This window comes from Paraburkholderia strydomiana (assembly GCF_031456815.1).
Taxonomy (GTDB): Bacteria; Pseudomonadota; Gammaproteobacteria; order Burkholderiales; family Burkholderiaceae; genus Paraburkholderia; species Paraburkholderia caledonica.
In genome coordinates this window covers 667,743-683,560 of sequence record NZ_JAVDVL010000002.1, presented here as the reverse complement: position 1 = coordinate 683,560, position 15,818 = coordinate 667,743, and the positions used below count along the sequence as shown (strand labels likewise).

At 61.9% G+C, this 15,818-nt stretch carries 14 protein-coding genes and 1 tRNA gene; 9 read left to right on the top strand and 6 right to left on the bottom strand.

Going from position 1 to position 15,818, the window contains the following annotated elements; all coding sequences use genetic code 11:
- Positions 1 to 104: 104 nt before the first annotated feature.
- Positions 105 to 1,253, bottom strand: coding sequence for a galactonate dehydratase (gene dgoD, locus J2W46_RS08700; protein WP_020069259.1), 1,149 nt, complete (start codon positions 1,251 to 1,253; stop codon positions 105 to 107).
- Positions 1,254 to 1,377: 124 nt separating this feature from the next.
- On the opposite strand from dgoD, the gene J2W46_RS08695 reads away from it, so the two are divergent.
- Entirely contained in the window at positions 1,378 to 2,055 is a 678-nt protein-coding gene (locus tag J2W46_RS08695) for a FadR/GntR family transcriptional regulator (protein ID WP_310353097.1), read from the top strand.
- A gap of 286 nt (positions 2,056 to 2,341) precedes the next feature.
- Here J2W46_RS08695 and J2W46_RS08690 read toward each other — a convergent pair whose 3' ends face one another.
- The 5 genes from J2W46_RS08690 to J2W46_RS08670 all read right to left on the bottom strand — a co-directional run bounded on the left by J2W46_RS08690 (position 2,342) and on the right by J2W46_RS08670 (position 7,140).
- On the bottom strand, positions 2,342 to 2,677 hold the full coding sequence (locus tag J2W46_RS08690; RefSeq protein ID WP_310352855.1) for a hypothetical protein: 336 nt from the start codon (positions 2,675 to 2,677) through the stop codon (positions 2,342 to 2,344).
- A gap of 78 nt (positions 2,678 to 2,755) precedes the next feature.
- Positions 2,756 to 2,832, bottom strand: a tRNA-Met gene (locus J2W46_RS08685).
- A gap of 85 nt (positions 2,833 to 2,917) precedes the next feature.
- The gene (locus J2W46_RS08680) at positions 2,918 to 4,576 is read right to left on the bottom strand and encodes an MFS transporter (protein WP_020069256.1); all 1,659 of its coding nucleotides are present in this window, start codon (positions 4,574 to 4,576) and stop codon (positions 2,918 to 2,920) included.
- Between the two features lie 218 nt (positions 4,577 to 4,794).
- Positions 4,795 to 6,342 carry a sensor histidine kinase gene (locus tag J2W46_RS08675; protein WP_310352852.1) on the bottom strand — a complete coding sequence of 516 codons (1,548 nt, stop codon included), beginning with the start codon at positions 6,340 to 6,342 and terminating at the stop codon, positions 4,795 to 4,797.
- A gap of 9 nt (positions 6,343 to 6,351) precedes the next feature.
- A complete protein-coding gene (locus J2W46_RS08670) occupies positions 6,352 to 7,140 on the bottom strand; it encodes a response regulator transcription factor (protein WP_310352851.1) in 789 nt (262 codons plus the stop codon).
- 236 nt (positions 7,141 to 7,376) lie between these two features.
- On the opposite strand from J2W46_RS08670, the gene recA reads away from it, so the two are divergent.
- The 8 genes from recA (at position 7,377) to J2W46_RS08630 (ending at position 15,782) form a co-directional block, all read left to right on the top strand.
- The gene (gene recA, locus J2W46_RS08665) at positions 7,377 to 8,453 is read left to right on the top strand and encodes a recombinase RecA (protein ID WP_020069253.1); all 1,077 of its coding nucleotides are present in this window, start codon (positions 7,377 to 7,379) and stop codon (positions 8,451 to 8,453) included.
- A gap of 7 nt (positions 8,454 to 8,460) precedes the next feature.
- Positions 8,461 to 9,219, top strand: a complete 759-nt coding sequence (gene recX / locus J2W46_RS08660) for a recombination regulator RecX (protein ID WP_310352848.1) — start codon at positions 8,461 to 8,463, stop codon at positions 9,217 to 9,219.
- A gap of 156 nt (positions 9,220 to 9,375) precedes the next feature.
- Entirely contained in the window at positions 9,376 to 10,113 is a 738-nt protein-coding gene (locus tag J2W46_RS08655) for a DUF2889 domain-containing protein (RefSeq protein ID WP_087752946.1), read from the top strand.
- Positions 10,110 to 11,279 carry an ADP-forming succinate--CoA ligase subunit beta gene (gene sucC / locus J2W46_RS08650; protein WP_020069250.1) on the top strand — a complete coding sequence of 390 codons (1,170 nt, stop codon included), beginning with the start codon at positions 10,110 to 10,112 and terminating at the stop codon, positions 11,277 to 11,279. Before J2W46_RS08655 ends, sucC begins: the two co-directional genes overlap by 4 nt.
- Before the next feature lie 126 nt (positions 11,280 to 11,405).
- Positions 11,406 to 12,287: a succinate--CoA ligase subunit alpha gene (gene sucD, locus J2W46_RS08645; protein ID WP_020069249.1), complete on the top strand. Its 882-nt coding sequence runs from the start codon at positions 11,406 to 11,408 to the stop codon at positions 12,285 to 12,287.
- 145 nt (positions 12,288 to 12,432) lie between these two features.
- Complete coding sequence (locus J2W46_RS08640) at positions 12,433 to 13,143, top strand: TerC family protein (protein WP_087752945.1); 711 nt, start codon at positions 12,433 to 12,435, stop codon at positions 13,141 to 13,143.
- Positions 13,144 to 13,241: 98 nt separating this feature from the next.
- Positions 13,242 to 13,865, top strand: a complete 624-nt coding sequence (locus J2W46_RS08635) for a pilin (RefSeq protein WP_020069247.1) — start codon at positions 13,242 to 13,244, stop codon at positions 13,863 to 13,865.
- A gap of 132 nt (positions 13,866 to 13,997) precedes the next feature.
- A complete protein-coding gene (locus J2W46_RS08630) occupies positions 13,998 to 15,782 on the top strand; it encodes a PglL family O-oligosaccharyltransferase (protein ID WP_214877843.1) in 1,785 nt (594 codons plus the stop codon).
- Positions 15,783 to 15,818 lie beyond the last annotated feature (36 nt).

Sequence of the window (15,818 nt, the reverse complement as noted above, 5' to 3'; positions counted from 1 at the left end):
CGGGCAAGGCCGGGGCGACGCAAGTCGTAGCGCCGTAATCTGTCACGGTGCCCAAAAGAGAACGCCGCCCGAAGGCGGCGTCCGTCAGCAAGCGAGTGAAGCGATTACCACTCGGCGACGCTGCCGTCCGCGTGACGCCAGACCGGATTGCGCCAGCGGTGGCCGACCTTCGCCATCTCGCGTACTTTCTCCTCGTTCACTTCGATTCCGAGGCCCGGACCTTGCGGAATCGACACGAAGCCGTCTTCGTATTTGAAGACTTCGGGGTTCTTGATGTAGTCGAGCAGGTCATTGCCCTGGTTGTAGTGAATCCCGAGGCTTTGTTCCTGGATAAACGCGTTGTAGCTCACGGCGTCGATCTGCAGACAAGTTGCCAGTGCAATCGGGCCGAGCGGACAGTGCAGCGCGAGCGCGACGTCGTAGGCTTCGGCCATCGACGCGATCTTGCGGCACTCGGTGATCCCGCCCGCGTGCGACGCGTCCGGCTGGATGATGTCGACGTAGCCGCCGGACAGAATGTGCTTGAAGTCCCAGCGCGAATAAAGACGCTCGCCCAGTGCAATCGGCGTGTTCGTCTGATTGACGATGTCGCGCAGCGCTTCTGCATTTTCCGAAAGCACTGGCTCTTCGATGAAGAGCAGTTTGTACGGGTCGAGTTCTTTCGCCAGCACCTTGGCCATGGGCTTATGCACGCGGCCATGAAAGTCCACGCCGATGCCGATGTTCGGCCCTACCGCCTCGCGCACGGCCGCGACGTTGTTGATGACGCCTTGCACCTTGTCGAAGGTGTCGATGATCTGTAGCTCTTCTGAGCCGTTCATCTTGACGGCCTTGAAGCCCCGTTCAACCACGGCGCGCGCGTTGTTCGCGACGTCGCTCGGACGATCGCCGCCGATCCACGAATACACCTTGATCCGGTCACGCACCTGGCCGCCGAGCAGCGCGTGCACCGGCACGCCGTGATGCTTGCCCTTGATGTCCCACAGTGCCTGGTCGACGCCGGCAATCGCGCTCATCGTGATCGGACCGCCGCGATAGAACCCTGCGCGATACATGACCTGCCAGTGGTCTTCGATCAGAAGCGGGTCTTTGCCGATCAGATAGTCCGACAACTCCTCGACCGCTGCCGCGACCGTATGCGCGCGGCCCTCGACCACCGGCTCGCCCCAGCCGACGATGCCTTCGTCGGTCTCGATCTTCAGGAAGCACCAGCGCGGTGGAACGATGAAAGTTTCGAGCTTGGTGATTTTCATAGTGTGCGTCTCCGATCGCATGCCAAATTTTCGAGGATCCTCATGCTACAACAAAAGGCCGCTACAGTACTATTAATAGTACTATTCGCCACATGTTGAGCGGCCTCGCCGCAAGGAGGAACCTATTCAGCACGATCTGCATGGGCGCGTCGCCCACAGGCTGGCTACTGCGATATTGCGCGGCGATTACGCGCCCGATTCGATTCTGCCGCGTGAGGCGGAGCTAATGGACGCGTTTGGCGTGAGCCGCACGGTGTTACGCGAGGCGCTACGCACGCTGACGTCGAAAGGGTTGATCGAATCGCGCCCGCGCGTAGGCACGCGGGTGCGGCCACGGCACGCGTGGAATCTGCTCGATGTCGACGTGCTCGACTGGTATTCGCGCGTCGCCGAGCCGATGCAGTTCGCGCTCAAGCTGCAGGAAATGCGGGAGATGATCGAGCCGTATGCCGCGGGTCTCGCGGCCGCTTCACATTCCGACGAGACATTCGGCGCACTTGCAGCCGCTCACGCCGCGATGACCGGTGCGCGTAACGTCGATGAATGGGTGCGGGCCGATCTGCAATTTCACCTGAGCGTGTTGATTGCGTGCAGCAATGAACTGCTGATACCGCTGGGCACGCTGATCGAGCGCACGCTCGAGGCGCAGCTTCGGCTGAATGCGAAACGTGCGGACGTCTTCAACGCTTCGCTCGCCGAACATACGGCGGTGTTCGAGGCGATTCGCGACCGCGACGCGCACAGGGCGCGCGACGCAATGGCGCGCCTGCTCAGCGTGACGCGCGCCCGCATCGAGGCGTGACCGGTTCATCGCCGCATGTGCCGTCGAGGCTTCTTGCGTCTTATGCGTCTGGTGGAGTGTCAGTAGACGGAGACCGGCAGCTTCGCGGCGATGAATGTCAGCGTGAGGTCGTTTAGATAAGCGACCATTGACGCCAACTGCGTGGTTCATGCATTTCAATGCCGGCATGCCGCGGTTCGAGCCGCTGGCGAATTTTCGACTGGAACGGCGGGGTTGAACGGCGTCGAAGTGACCGCCAGCGCCGGGTGTCAACGACGCAACTGGCGCAGCCGCTTCCGGTCGCGTGCTATTTCGCTTCGGAGCCTGTAGCCGTGCCCGACGGCGGCGCAAGTTCATAGCAGCCCGGCGCGGTTTTGCCCGCTTCCGGCGCTTGTGGATCGATGCACTTGAAAGCGCTTTGATCGCGCTGCACGAAGATCGTGTCGGCGGGACCGCCCGCGCCGCGAGGCGTATTGACGACGGCGACGATCTTGTAGCCGTTTTGCAGGAGTGTCGACAACGTGGTCTGACTTGCTCGCCACTGATTGTCGGTCGATTGCGCCAGAACGGCAGCTGCGGAAGCGGCGCCGAGAAGCGCGATCGATACGGCAGCCACGGCGCGCGCGGCGGTGCGGAACGTCATCAAGAAACCTCCTTGAAGTTGCGGGTGTAAAACAAAAAAGCCGCTGAACCTTGCGGATCAGCGGCTTTTTCTTGCAACTGGTGGCGAATCAGGGACTCGAACCCCGGACCTGCGGATTATGATTCCGTCGCTCTAACCAACTGAGCTAATTCGCCGAAAGAAGCGAGATTATGAGGATAGCACCGGGGGCTGTCAACCCCCGGCGCCCAACTTTTTCAGTTGCCGCCCGGGCAGGGCGCCTCAATCCTTTGCGTAGATGTCCGAGTCTTTGGTTTCACGGACGAACAGCATGCCGATCACGAAGGTAATGAGCGCGATCACGATCGGATACCACAAGCCCGAGTAGATATTGCCCTTCGCCGCGACGATCGCAAACGCCGTGGCCGGCAAGAAGCCGCCGAACCAGCCGTTGCCGATGTGATACGGAAGCGACATCGACGTATAGCGGATTCGCGTGGGGAACATCTCGACCAGCATCGCCGCGATTGGTCCGTAGACCATCGTCACGTAGATCACGAGGATCGTCAGAATCACCACGCTCATCGGCCAGTTGATCTGCGAAGAATCGGCCTTCGGCGGATAGCCGGCGGACTTCAGCGTCGTCGAAAGCGACTTGTCGAACACCTTCCCCTGATCTTTGGCGTCGGCGGCTTTGCCGTCATAGGTGGAGACCACCGTATCGCCGACCTTGATCTGCGCAAGCGTGCCCACCGGAGCCGCGACGTTTTCGTAGTTCAAGCCTGACTTCGAAAGCGCGCTCTTCGCGATGTCGCACGAACTCGTGAACTTCGACGTGCCGACCGGATTGAACTGGAACGAGCATTCGTCCGGGTTCGCGATCACCACGATCGGCGCCTTCGCCGTGGCCGTTTCAAGCGCCGGGTTGACATAGTGCGTCAGCGCCTTGAACAGCGGGAAGTACGTGAGTGCCGCGATCAGCAGGCCGGCCATGATGATCGGCTTGCGGCCGATCCGGTCCGACAGCGAGCCGAAGAACAGGAAGAAGGGCGTGCCGATCAGAAGCGCAATGGCGATCATGATGTTGGCCGTCGCGCCGTCCACCTTCAGCGTCTGCGTCAGGAAGAACAGCGTGTAGAACTGGCCCGTGTACCAGACCACGGCCTGGCCGGCGGTCAGCCCGATCAGCGCGAGGATCACGACCTTCAGGTTCTTCCACTGGCCGAAAGCCTCGGAGAGCGGTGCCTTGGACGTCTTCCCTTCTGCTTTGATGCGCTCGAAGACCGGCGATTCGTGCAACTGCAACCGGATCCACACCGAAACGCCCAGCAGGAGGATCGACGCGATGAACGGAATTCGCCAGCCCCACGCGCCGAACGCGTCTTCGCCCATTGCCGTGCGCACGCCGAGAATGACCAGCAGCGAGAGGAACAGGCCGAGCGTGGCAGTCGTCTGGATCCACGCGGTGTAGAAGCCGCGACGTCCCGGCGGCGCGTGTTCGGCCACATAGGTTGCAGCGCCGCCATATTCGCCGCCGAGTGCGAGGCCTTGCAGCATGCGCATCGCGATGAAAATCACCGGCGAAGCAATGCCGATCGCCGCATAGCCGGGCAGGAAGCCGACCAGGAAGGTCGACAGACCCATGATCACGATCGTGACAAGGAACGTGTACTTGCGGCCGACCATATCGCCGAGCCGTCCGAACACCACCGCACCGAACGGCCGGACTGCGAAGCCCGCGGCGAAACTGAGCAGCGTGAAGATGAAGCCCGCAGTCGGATTGACGCCTGAGAAAAAGCTCTTGCTGATGAAGGCCGCGAGCGAACCGGCCAGATAGAAGTCGTACCACTCGAAAACCGTACCTAGCGACGATGCGAAGATCACCCGCTTCTCATCGCGCGTCATGGGCACGGGCGAAATGTGTCCGCCAACGGTAGCCATATGTCGTCTCCAATATTGATATGCACGCGGTGCGCCGGCCCGCGGCGTTCCCGTGTAACCGATTATTGGAGTGAAAACTTACGGCCTTCTGACATGAAGGGCTGCTGCCGCAGCTTTTGATGCGCCGGCGGAATGTCGTGAACATCCGTCAACTGGCATGCAACGTCGCCTCGCGTGGCATGAACGCCGCCTATCTCGCTATCTGGCGCCCGTCGCGGTCAGTTCGCGTTAGGGTAAGTCCTGCCCCGTTCCAGCACATGCAAACTGACACGTACGAGCGTGCCTGCGAGCCGCGGAGAGTTCTGATAGATGTTGTCGTCGATAGTCAGCTCGCCGCCGTGCATCGTCGCAATCTCGCGAACGATCGCAAGCCCGAGGCCACTGCCGTCGCCCTCACGGCCGAGAATCCGGTAGAACCGTTCGATCACTCGCGAACGTTCGGCCACTGGAATGCCGAGGCCTGTATCTTCCACTTCCAGATGCACGAGCCGAGCGGCTTTCTCGTGTCTCACCCTGACCGTGATGCGGCCGCCCGCCGGCGTGTAGCGAATGGCGTTGTCGATGAGATTCGACAACATTTCGCGCAGCATGACGGGATTGCCTTCGACTTCGACGGGCTCGTCCGGCGCTTCGTAGCCGAGATCCATCTGTTTGGCGAACGCGGCCTGCACCCAGTCGCGCACGGCGTTGCGGGCCACTTCTGTCACTTCCACCGGCGTGAAAATCTGTCCGGACATGCGGTTTTCCGCGCGAGCGAGCGCCAGCAACTGCGTGACGAGGCGGGCCGCGTGTTCCGAACTCGTCGCGATCTGCTCGAGCGAGCGGTGCACTTCCGCCGACGCGTCCTGCCGCAACGCCAGCTCCGCCTGGGTCCGCAGGCCGGCAAGCGGCGTTTTCATCTGATGCGCGGCGTCGGCGATGAAGCGCTTCTGCAATTCCATGTTCTGTTCGAGGCGCGTCAGCAGATCGTTGAACGACGTGACGAGGGGCTCGATTTCCGGAGGCGCGCGACGCGCTTCCAGCGGCGACAGATCGTCGGGGCGCCGCGCGCGGATATGCGCCTGCAATGCGTGCAGCGGCGCGAGACCACGCGACAGGCCGAACCACACGAGCAGGATGGCGAGCGGCAGGATCACGAACTGCGGCAGGATCACGCCTTTGATGATGTCGTTGGCAAGCTGACTGCGTTTGTCGAGCGTCTCGGCGACCTGAACGAGCACGGGCTCAGCGCCGGGCGTCTGCGGAAACTCGACCGTCGTATAGGCCACGCGGATGTCGTTGCCGCGCAGCATGTCGTCGCGAAATGCGACGAGCCCCGGTTGCGGCCGGTCTTCTTCGTGCGGCAGCGGCATGTCGCGCTCGCCGGCCACCAGTTCGCCTCGCGTGCCGAGCACTTGATAGAAAACACTGTCGACGTTGTCCGTGCGTAAAAAGTCGCGTGTGGAGTCGGGCAGCGTCAGTTCGGCCACGCCGTTGACCGGGTGGATCTGGCGCGCGAGCACATAGGCGTCGGTTTCGAGCGCGCGGTCGAACGGTCCGTTCGCGATCGACTTGGCGACCAGATAAGTCACCGCGAGACTCATCGGCCACAGCAACAACAGCGGCGCGAGCATCCAGTCGAGAATTTCACCGAATAGCGAGCGCGGGCGGGCCTCGGCGGCGGCTTCGGTTTCGTCGGGCGGAGCGAACGGATTGGCGTAGCGCTCGTCGCGCGCCTCGTCGAGATCCGCCGCGCGGGCCGTCGCGCGATCGGCGCGTGCGGACATGGGTGTGCTCTATTTGTAGTGGTGGCTCGCCGGCATCCCGTCTGACTGCGGCGATGAAGGCGAAGAAGGCGGCTCGGGTTCGGGCTCAGCGGGCGCCGACGCGGCGGCGTTCGTACTGAGGTTTGCGGGCGCGACCGCCTTCTCGAGACAGTAACCGAGCCCGCGCACGGTAATGATGCGCACACCGCTCGGCTCGATTTTCTTGCGCAGCCGGTGCACGTATACCTCGATCGCGTTGTTGCTGACTTCCTCGCCCCATTCGCACAGATGATCGACGAGTTGCTCCTTCGAAACCAGACGCCCGATTCGCTGCAGCAGTACTTCGAGCAGTCCGAGCTCGCGCGCCGAAAGCTCGATCACCTGCTCGTTGATATAGGCGATCCGGCCCACCTGGTCGAAAGACAGCGAACCGTGCCGCACGACCGTCGGGCCGCCGCCCGCACCGCGCCGCGTCAGCGCGCGCACCCGCGCTTCGAGTTCGTTGAGCGCGAACGGCTTGGCCATGTAGTCGTCGGCGCCGAGATCGAGGCCTTTGACCCGTTCGTCGACGCTGTCCGCAGCGGTCAGGATCAGTACGGGCAGATTGGAGTTGCGAGCGCGCAGGCGGCGTAGCACCTCGAGTCCGGACATGCGCGGCAGGCCGAGATCGAGAATCAGCAGGTCGAAACTTTGCATGGACAGCGCCGTATCGGCCTCAACGCCGCTCTTCACGTGATCGACAGCATAGGCCGATTGGCGGAGTGATCGAACCAGACCGTCCGCGAGTATGCTGTCGTCTTCGGCAATCAGAATTCGCATGGTGCGCCAGCTCAAGGCTTGGCCGGCACCTCGGGTGTCCCCGCGGCGCACAGCGGTCTCCGAAAATTATTGTGGGTGGTTTGGGCAGCGCGGCGGTAAACATGCGCGTTCGCATGAGAATCGCGCTTGCCAAAACCACTGTTTTTTTATACAGTGTCTGGGTTTCGTGTGCTGTCCTTCAAAAGGTGGGCCGCACATCTGCCTCAGACGCCGTTCATCATAGCAAAGGACGATTCATGGAAGAAAGCAAGAAAGGCTCGGCTGGACTGACTGCTGAAAAGAGCAAGGCACTCGCTGCCGCCCTCGCGCAGATCGAAAAGCAGTTCGGCAAAGGGTCGGTCATGCGGCTCGGCGCAGGTGAGGTAGTCGAAGACATCCAGGTCGTTTCAACGGGATCGCTCGGCCTCGACATCGCACTTGGCGTCGGCGGTTTGCCGCGTGGCCGCGTGGTTGAAATTTACGGTCCGGAGTCGTCGGGTAAAACCACGTTGACGCTGCAAGTTATTGCTGAAATGCAAAAGCTGGGCGGCACGGCAGCGTTTATCGACGCGGAACACGCGCTGGATATCCAGTATGCGGGCAAGCTCGGCGTGAACGTGAACGACCTGCTGGTTTCGCAACCGGACACGGGTGAACAGGCGTTGGAAATTGCCGACGCACTGGTGCGTTCGGGCTCGATCGACATGATCGTGATCGACTCGGTCGCGGCGCTCGTGCCGAAGGCTGAAATCGAAGGCGAAATGGGCGATTCGCTGCCGGGCCTGCAAGCGCGTCTCATGTCGCAGGCGCTGCGCAAACTCACTGGCACGATCAAGCGCACGAATTGCCTCGTGATCTTCATCAACCAGATCCGCATGAAGATCGGCGTGATGTTCGGCAACCCGGAAACCACTACGGGTGGTAACGCGCTGAAGTTCTACGCGTCGGTGCGTCTGGATATTCGCCGCATTGGTTCGATCAAGAAGAACGACGAAGTGATCGGCAACGAAACGCGCGTGAAGGTGGTCAAGAACAAGGTGTCCCCACCGTTCCGCGAGGCGATTTTCGACATCCTGTATGGCGAGGGTATTTCGCGTCAGGGCGAAGTCATCGACTTGGGCGTGCAAGCCAAGATCGTCGACAAGGCCGGCGCGTGGTACAGCTATAACGGTGAGCGTATCGGCCAGGGTAAGGACAACGCGCGCGAATTCCTGCGCGAGAATCCGGACATCGCTCGTGAAATCGAGAACCGTATCCGCGAATCGCTCGGCGTGAATGCAATGGCTGAAGCGGTGACCGGCGCAGGCGCAGAAGTCGCGGGCGAAGAAGAGTAACCATTACGTGATACGCAAGGGCCGGCCACTGTCCGATAGCGGACGCAACGCGGGCGGCCCGCGTAATGACGAGAACGATTCGGTCGATCCGTCCGAATCGTTCGACGCGCATGATCGCGCTGCGGGCCGTGGCCCGCGGCGCGCCCAGTCTCACAAACCGCCTGCTAGCCCAAATTCCGCAGATTTCTCGGACCCATTCGAGACTGCAGGAAATGCCACGGCTACCGAGCCCACGTATAGCCGCTCACGTGACTCACGCCGAGCATCCGCCGACGCGAAGTCCGGGCAAAACGAAGCGAAAAAATCCCAGCGTCCCGCACGTTCGCTTAAGGGGCGCGCGCTCGGCTATCTGTCTCGTCGCGAATATAGCCGCAGCGAACTTGCACGTAAGCTGAAGCCGTTCGTCGAAGAGAACGACTCGCTCGATACGCTGCTTGATACGCTGGAAGCCGAGAACTGGCTGTCCGATTCGCGTTTCACCGAAAGTCTGATTCATCGCCGGTCGTCGCGAATGGGCACGAGCCGGATCGTCGGCGAATTGAAGCAGCATTCTGTCGACCAAACGCTAGTCGAAGAGGCGAGTGCCCAATTGCGCGAAACGGAGCTTGCGCGTGCCCAAGCGGTGTGGCGCAAGAAGTTCGGCGAACTTCCACAGACACCGGCCGAGCGCGCGAAGCAGGCGCGCTTTTTCGCATCGCGCGGTTTTTCGGGCGCCACGATCGGCAAAATCCTCAAAGGCATCGACGAAGAATGGAGCGGTGAATAGGCGCAAGCCGGGGAGTAGTCCGCGACCGCGCGCAGGATCGTCGAGCACGAAACCGGCTCTGGGCGGCCTGCAGGCCGTTTCGCCGCATTCGAGGCTGTCTCAAATACCCAGTATGCTAAAATTCACGCGTTTTCCAATTCGGCCTTTCCTTTCCGCATGCCGCTTTCCTCGCCAGTGCCCCGTCAATTGCGCCATCGCCGCGCAATCAGAGCGGAAGCTTTTGAGCGAGCCGATGGCCTGTGGGATGTGGAAGCGTGCTTGACCGACGAAAAGCCACGCGATGTGGCGCTTGCGTCGGGCGTCCGGCCCAATGGTCAACCGATCCATGAACTCTGGCTTCGCATCACCATCGATCGCAAGCTCAATGTCGTCGACGCCGAGGCGTCGTCCGACTGGGTGCCCTATCCCGGGCTATGCCAAGCCAGCAATCCTGCCTACCGTGCCCTCATCGGGCTCAATCTCCTTCACAACTTCCGTCGCGATGCTGCCCGTTTGCTGGCCGGCACGGCTGGTTGCACGCATCTCACCGAGTTGTGCGCGATCCTGCCGACCGCTGCTATCCAGGCGTTCGCCGGCGACGTGTGGGATACCGGTGACAAGGCGGCAGGCGCGAGCGCCAGTTCAGAAAATGAGTCGGCCGACGGTACCGCCGAACGTTTAAACGACAAACCGCCATTCCAGTTGGGACGCTGCCAGGCGCTGCGTTTCGACGGGGAGGCAGTGCAGAAGTTTTACCCGCGCTGGTATGGCTATGCGCCACGCCCAGCTGACCGCCCGGCATCGCCAGACAACGGGGCGGCCCGCCAAGAAGGCAGGGGCAATGCGCCCGGCATGTTGGACGGTAGCGGAAACGAAGTTCAATCCAACTCTCAGACTGAAGGGAATCACGCATGAAGATTCACGAGTACCAGGGTAAGGAAATCCTGCGGAAATTCGGCGTCGCGGTACCGCGCGGCAAGCCGGTCTTCTCGGTGGATGATGCGGTCAAGGCCGCGGAAGAGCTCGGCGGCCCGGTTTGGGTCGTGAAGGCTCAGATCCACGCGGGTGGCCGTGGCAAGGGTGGCGGCGTGAAGGTTGCCAAGTCGCTGGAACAGGTTCGCGAATACTCGAACCAGATCCTCGGCATGCAACTCGTCACGCACCAGACTGGTCCGGAAGGCCAGAAGGTGAATCGCCTGTTGATCGAAGAAGGCGCGGACATCAAGAAGGAACTGTATGTCGGCCTCGTGATCGATCGTGTTTCGCAGAAGATCGTCGTGATGGCATCGAGCGAAGGCGGCATGGACGTCGAAGAAGTCGCGGAAAAGACGCCCGAGCTGATCCACAAGGTTGCGGTCGATCCGTCGACGGGCCTGAAGGACGCCGAAGCTGACGACCTCGCGAAGAAAATCGGCGTGCCCGACGCATCGATCCCGCAAGCGCGCGCGATCCTGCAAGGCCTCTACAAGGCATTCTGGGAAACCGACGCATCGCTCGCCGAAATCAACCCGCTGATCCTGACGGGCGACGGCAAGGTCATCGCGCTCGACGCAAAGTTCAACTTCGATTCGAACGCACTGTTCCGTCATCCGGAAATCGTCGCGTATCGCGATCTGGACGAAGAAGATCCGGCTGAAGTCGAAGCGTCGAAGTTCGATCTGGCGTACATCTCGCTCGACGGCAACATCGGCTGTCTGGTGAACGGCGCGGGCCTCGCAATGGCAACGATGGACACCATCAAGCTGTTCGGCGGCGAACCGGCGAACTTCCTCGACGTGGGCGGTGGCGCCACGACGGAGAAGGTCACGGAAGCGTTCAAGATCATGCTGAAGAACCCGAACCTGACCGCGATTCTGGTCAACATCTTCGGCGGCATCATGCGCTGCGACGTGATCGCGGAAGGCGTGATCGCGGCGTCGAAGGCCGTGTCGCTGAAGGTGCCGCTCGTGGTCCGCATGAAGGGCACGAACGAAGACCTGGGCAAGAAGATGCTCGCTGAATCCGGTCTGCCGATCATCGCGGCTGACAGCATGGAAGAAGCGGCTCAGAAGGTCGTCGCGGCCGCTTCGGGCAAGGCGTAAGCCTAGTCCACAGCGCGTTTACCAGGATTAACCAGGATTACGAATGGCATCGCGCGAGCGACGCTGGCGGCGAACGTGTCGTCCAGTGGCGCTCCCGCGCGACGCCAAACGAACAGAGGTCAATACATGTCGATTCTGATTAACAAAGACACCAAGGTCATCACGCAGGGCATCACCGGCAAAACCGGTCAGTTCCACACGCGTGCTTGCCGTGAATACGCAAACGGCCGCGAAGCGTACGTTGCCGGCGTGAACCCGAAGCGTGCCGGTGAAGACTTCGAAGGCATTCCTATCTACGCGAGCGTCGCTGAAGCCAAGGCTGAAACGGGCGCGACCGTGTCGGTGATTTACGTGCCGCCGGCGGGCGCTGCTGCCGCAATCTGGGAAGCAGTCGAAGCCGACCTGGATCTCGCAATCTGTATCACGGAAGGCATTCCCGTGCGCGACATGATCGAGATCAAGGACCGCATGCGTCGCGAAAACCGCAAGACGCTGCTGCTCGGACCGAACTGCCCGGGCACGATCACGCCGGACGAGCTGAAGATCGGCATCATGCCGGGCCACATCCACCGCAAGGGCCGCATCGGCGTCGTGTCGCGTTCGGGCACGCTGACGTATGAAGCGGTTGGCCAGTTGACGGCGATCGGCCTTGGTCAGTCGTCGGCAGTCGGCATCGGCGGCGACCCGATCAACGGTCTGAAGCACATCGACGTCATGAAGATGTTCAACGACGATCCGGAAACGGACGCCGTCATCATGATCGGCGAGATCGGCGGTCCGGACGAAGCGAACGCGGCCGAGTGGATCAAGGGCAACATGAAGAAGCCGGTGGTCGGCTTTATCGCCGGTGTGACGGCGCCTCCGGGCAAGCGCATGGGCCACGCCGGCGCGCTGATCTCGGGCGGTGCCGATACGGCCGAAGCGAAGCTGGAAATCATGGACGCATGCGGCATCAAGGTCACGAAGAACCCGTCGGAAATGGCGCGTCTTCTGAAGGCCATGCTGTAAATCGAAACTGGCGCCCAGTTAGAGCGCCTTTTTTGATACGCTTACGAGATCCTTTCGTTAGCGTGCGGTTTCAAGAGCGGGGGAGTTAAACACTCCTCCGCTTTTTTATTGGCCGCGCTTCCCGTTCCCTTCTATTCTTTCGCTCATGTTCGAGTTCCTCGCCACGCTCCATTGGGGCGCAGTCATTCAGATCATCGTCATCGACATCCTGCTGGGTGGCGACAACGCCGTCGTGATCGCGCTTGCCTGTCGCAATCTGCCGCCAGCCCAGCGCACGAAGGGCGTGCTGTGGGGCACGGCGGGCGCCATCCTGTTGCGTGTCGTATTGATTGCGTTCGCGGTTGCGCTGCTCGACGTGCCGCTGCTGAAGTTCGCGGGGGGGCTGTTGCTGTTGTGGATCGGCGTTCGCCTGATGGCGCCGGCGCACGACGCGCACGAGAACGTGAAGCCCGCTGACAAGCTGATCTCGGCAATCAAGACGATCATCGTCGCGGATGCCGTCATGAGTCTCGACAACGTGATCGCCATTGCGGGCGCGGCCGAGGCCGCCGACCCGCAGCATCGCCTCGCGCTCGTGATTTTCGGGTTGGTGGTGAGCATTCCGTTGATCGTGTGGGGCAGCCAGTTGGTGCTGAAGCTGCTGGACCGTTTCCCGATCGTGATCACGCTCGGCGCCGCGTTGCTCGGGTGGATTGCGGGCGGGCTCATCATCAACGATCCGGCAGGCGACCGTTGGCCGGTCCTCGATACGCCGGTAGCCGAATATGGGATGAGCATTGCCGGTGCGCTGTTCGTCGTGATCCTCGGCTACCTGATCAAGCGCCGCAACGCCAATCGCGCGGCGGCTCAACATTAGCCATTCGGCCGACTGTGTGACACGAGCGTCGCTCGCTACGATGGAAGCGCCTGTTCCCGATCCGTGGGGCAGGCGTTTTTTGTTTCTGGAGCCTGCCGATGATCGTCACTTTGCCTTATTCCCCATATTCCCAGTCCGCGTTGATCTCCCAGTCGCGGCTCACGCGAGCACGCTGGTCGTCTACATTTGCGCGCGCGTGCCGGCGCCTCGGTCTCGGTTTTACGCTGATCGAACTGATGATCGTGCTCGCGATTGTCGGCGTGATCGCGGCCTACGCGATTCCCGCGTATCAGGACTATCTGGCGCGCAGCCGTGTCGGCGAGGGCTTGTCGCTTGCGGCGTCGGCGAGACTCGCCGTATCCGAAAACGCGGCGAGCGGCAACGCGTTTAGCGGCGGCTATGCGTCGCCGCCCGCGACGCGCAACGTCGAGTCCGTCCATGTCGACGACGACACGGGTCAGATCACCGTCGCCTTCACGACACGCGTGGCTCCGTCCGGCTCCAACACGATCACGCTCGTACCGTCGGTGCCCGACAACGTCGATGCACCCACCGCACGCGTCGCGCTGACAAAGGGTTCGGTGCAGGCAGGCGCCCTCGCGTGGGAATGCTTCGCTGGCGGTAAAACGGCGTCCTCTTTGCCCGCGCCGGGCGCGGGACCGAGTCCTGTCAACGCGCCTACGTTGTCGTCGAACCTTGCGCCGCCCGAGTGCCGCACGTAATGCAACGGACGGGCGCATGGCGGGCAGTTCGAGCGTAAATCGCTGATTTTCGGGATATTTCGGCTGGGCCGGCGCACAGCACAAGGATTTTTTTGTATAGTGCGCCGGTTGCTGACGCCCACCGCTTATTCGATGCCCACCCCATTCGCGCGCTACCTTTCTCTCGTTCTGTTGGCTCTCGCGTTGGTGCTGCCTTATGCAGTCGTCAACCATACCTATCCGATTCCGACGTTCTACGCGGAGTTCACCGCGCTCGCGCTGTACCTGTTGGTGGGCGCGGGCGTCGTCTTCCTGATCGCGAGTTCGCGGCCGCGTATCGGCTTTGCGTCCCCCGTCGTCGCACTCGTGCCGTTGCTGTTCGGCTTGCTGCTGGTCGCGCAGTCGGTGGTGTTGCCAGTCTCCCAGCCGTCGATGAACTGGCTCGGCGGCGGTTTCCTGCTCGCCGCTTTCATGGCGACACATGCGGGCTATGGCTTCGTACGCGCGAAGCTCAATGAGACGGCGCTTCGGTGGGCCGCCTCAGCGCTGGTCGTCGGCGGTCTTTACGCGGTGTTCTGCCAGGTCATTCAGCTGTTTCATCTCGAGGCACGAGTATCGCCGCTGGTCGTCGCGTACAACGTGACCGTCGAGCGTCGGCCGTTCGGCAACATGGCGCAGGCGAATCACCTCGCCACTTATATCGCGTTCGCGATGGCGGGCGCACTGTTTCTCGTCCAGACGCGCCGGATCGCCGTCGCCATCTGGGCATTGGTGTCGACGCTATTCGCAGTCGGACTCGCGCTGACCGTCTCGCGCGGACCGTGGCTGCAAATGGGCGTGATCGTGGTAGCCGGTTTCTGGATGGCGTTTGCGCAGACTCGCGCCGAGCCGCAATTGCGCCGCAGTCATCGTCAGTGGCTTATTCCGATCGCGCTCGGGGTGCTGTTCTTTGTCGTCAACGCGCTGATTCGATGGGCCAACGTGCGCTATCACCTGGAGCTGGGGCAGTCCGCGGCCGATCGCTTCAAGGATGCTGGCCAGATCGCGCCGCGGCTCGCGCTCTGGAAATACGGCTGGACGATGTTCCGGACTCATCCGCTGATGGGCGTCGGTTGGGGCGAGTTTCCGAGTTACCAGTATCAGTTCGCGAAGACCCTCGGCGGCGTCGAGATCGCCAACAATTCACACGACATTTTTATCGACCTGCTCGCGAAGACGGGCTTGATCGGCCTCGCGATCGTGCTGTTCGGTCTCGTTACGTGGCTGGTGCGGGTGGTGCGCGCTCCGCAGAGCGCCGCGCGTGTTTTCGGCATCGCGCTGATCGGCGTGCTCGTCATGCATGCGCTCGTGGAATATCCGCAGCAGTACATGTTCTTCCTGCTGCCTGCCATGTTCGTGTTCGGCCTGCTGGAGACACGCCCGCTGCGTCTCGTGCCCGCGCGCTTGTCGTTCGGCGCATTTGCGGTGGTCGTGTTCGGTGGCATTGCTGCGCTGTATCCGGTTTATCGCGATTACGCACGCGCCGAGGTGCTGTACTACGGCTCGCGTCCGGCCGAACAATATCGCGCCGATCCGTCGTTCCTGTTCCAGGCATGGGGCGAATACGGTATGGCCACGCTGTTGCCGATGGATTCGACGGATCTGCAACGCAAGCTCGCGATGCACCGCCAGGCGATGGCGCTGTTGCCCGGCGAAACGGTGCTGCGTCGTTATGCGGTGCTGCAGGCGTTGAGCGGCGATACGGCCGCGGCATTCGACACCGTTGAGCGGCTCAAAATCTTCGCGCAGGAGTTGAAGGACTGGCCGTCGCAATTGAGTTACCTGTACCAGCTCTGCGATGAGCAGAAGACGCTCGCCGGCTTCAAGGCCGAACTGGTCAAGCGTTATGGCATGCCGTCGGGCGACGTCGCGCCGGACGACGACAGCGACGAGGATTGAGCCGCGCTGTCGTTTGAGGTTGAGTCGAAGAGGGGA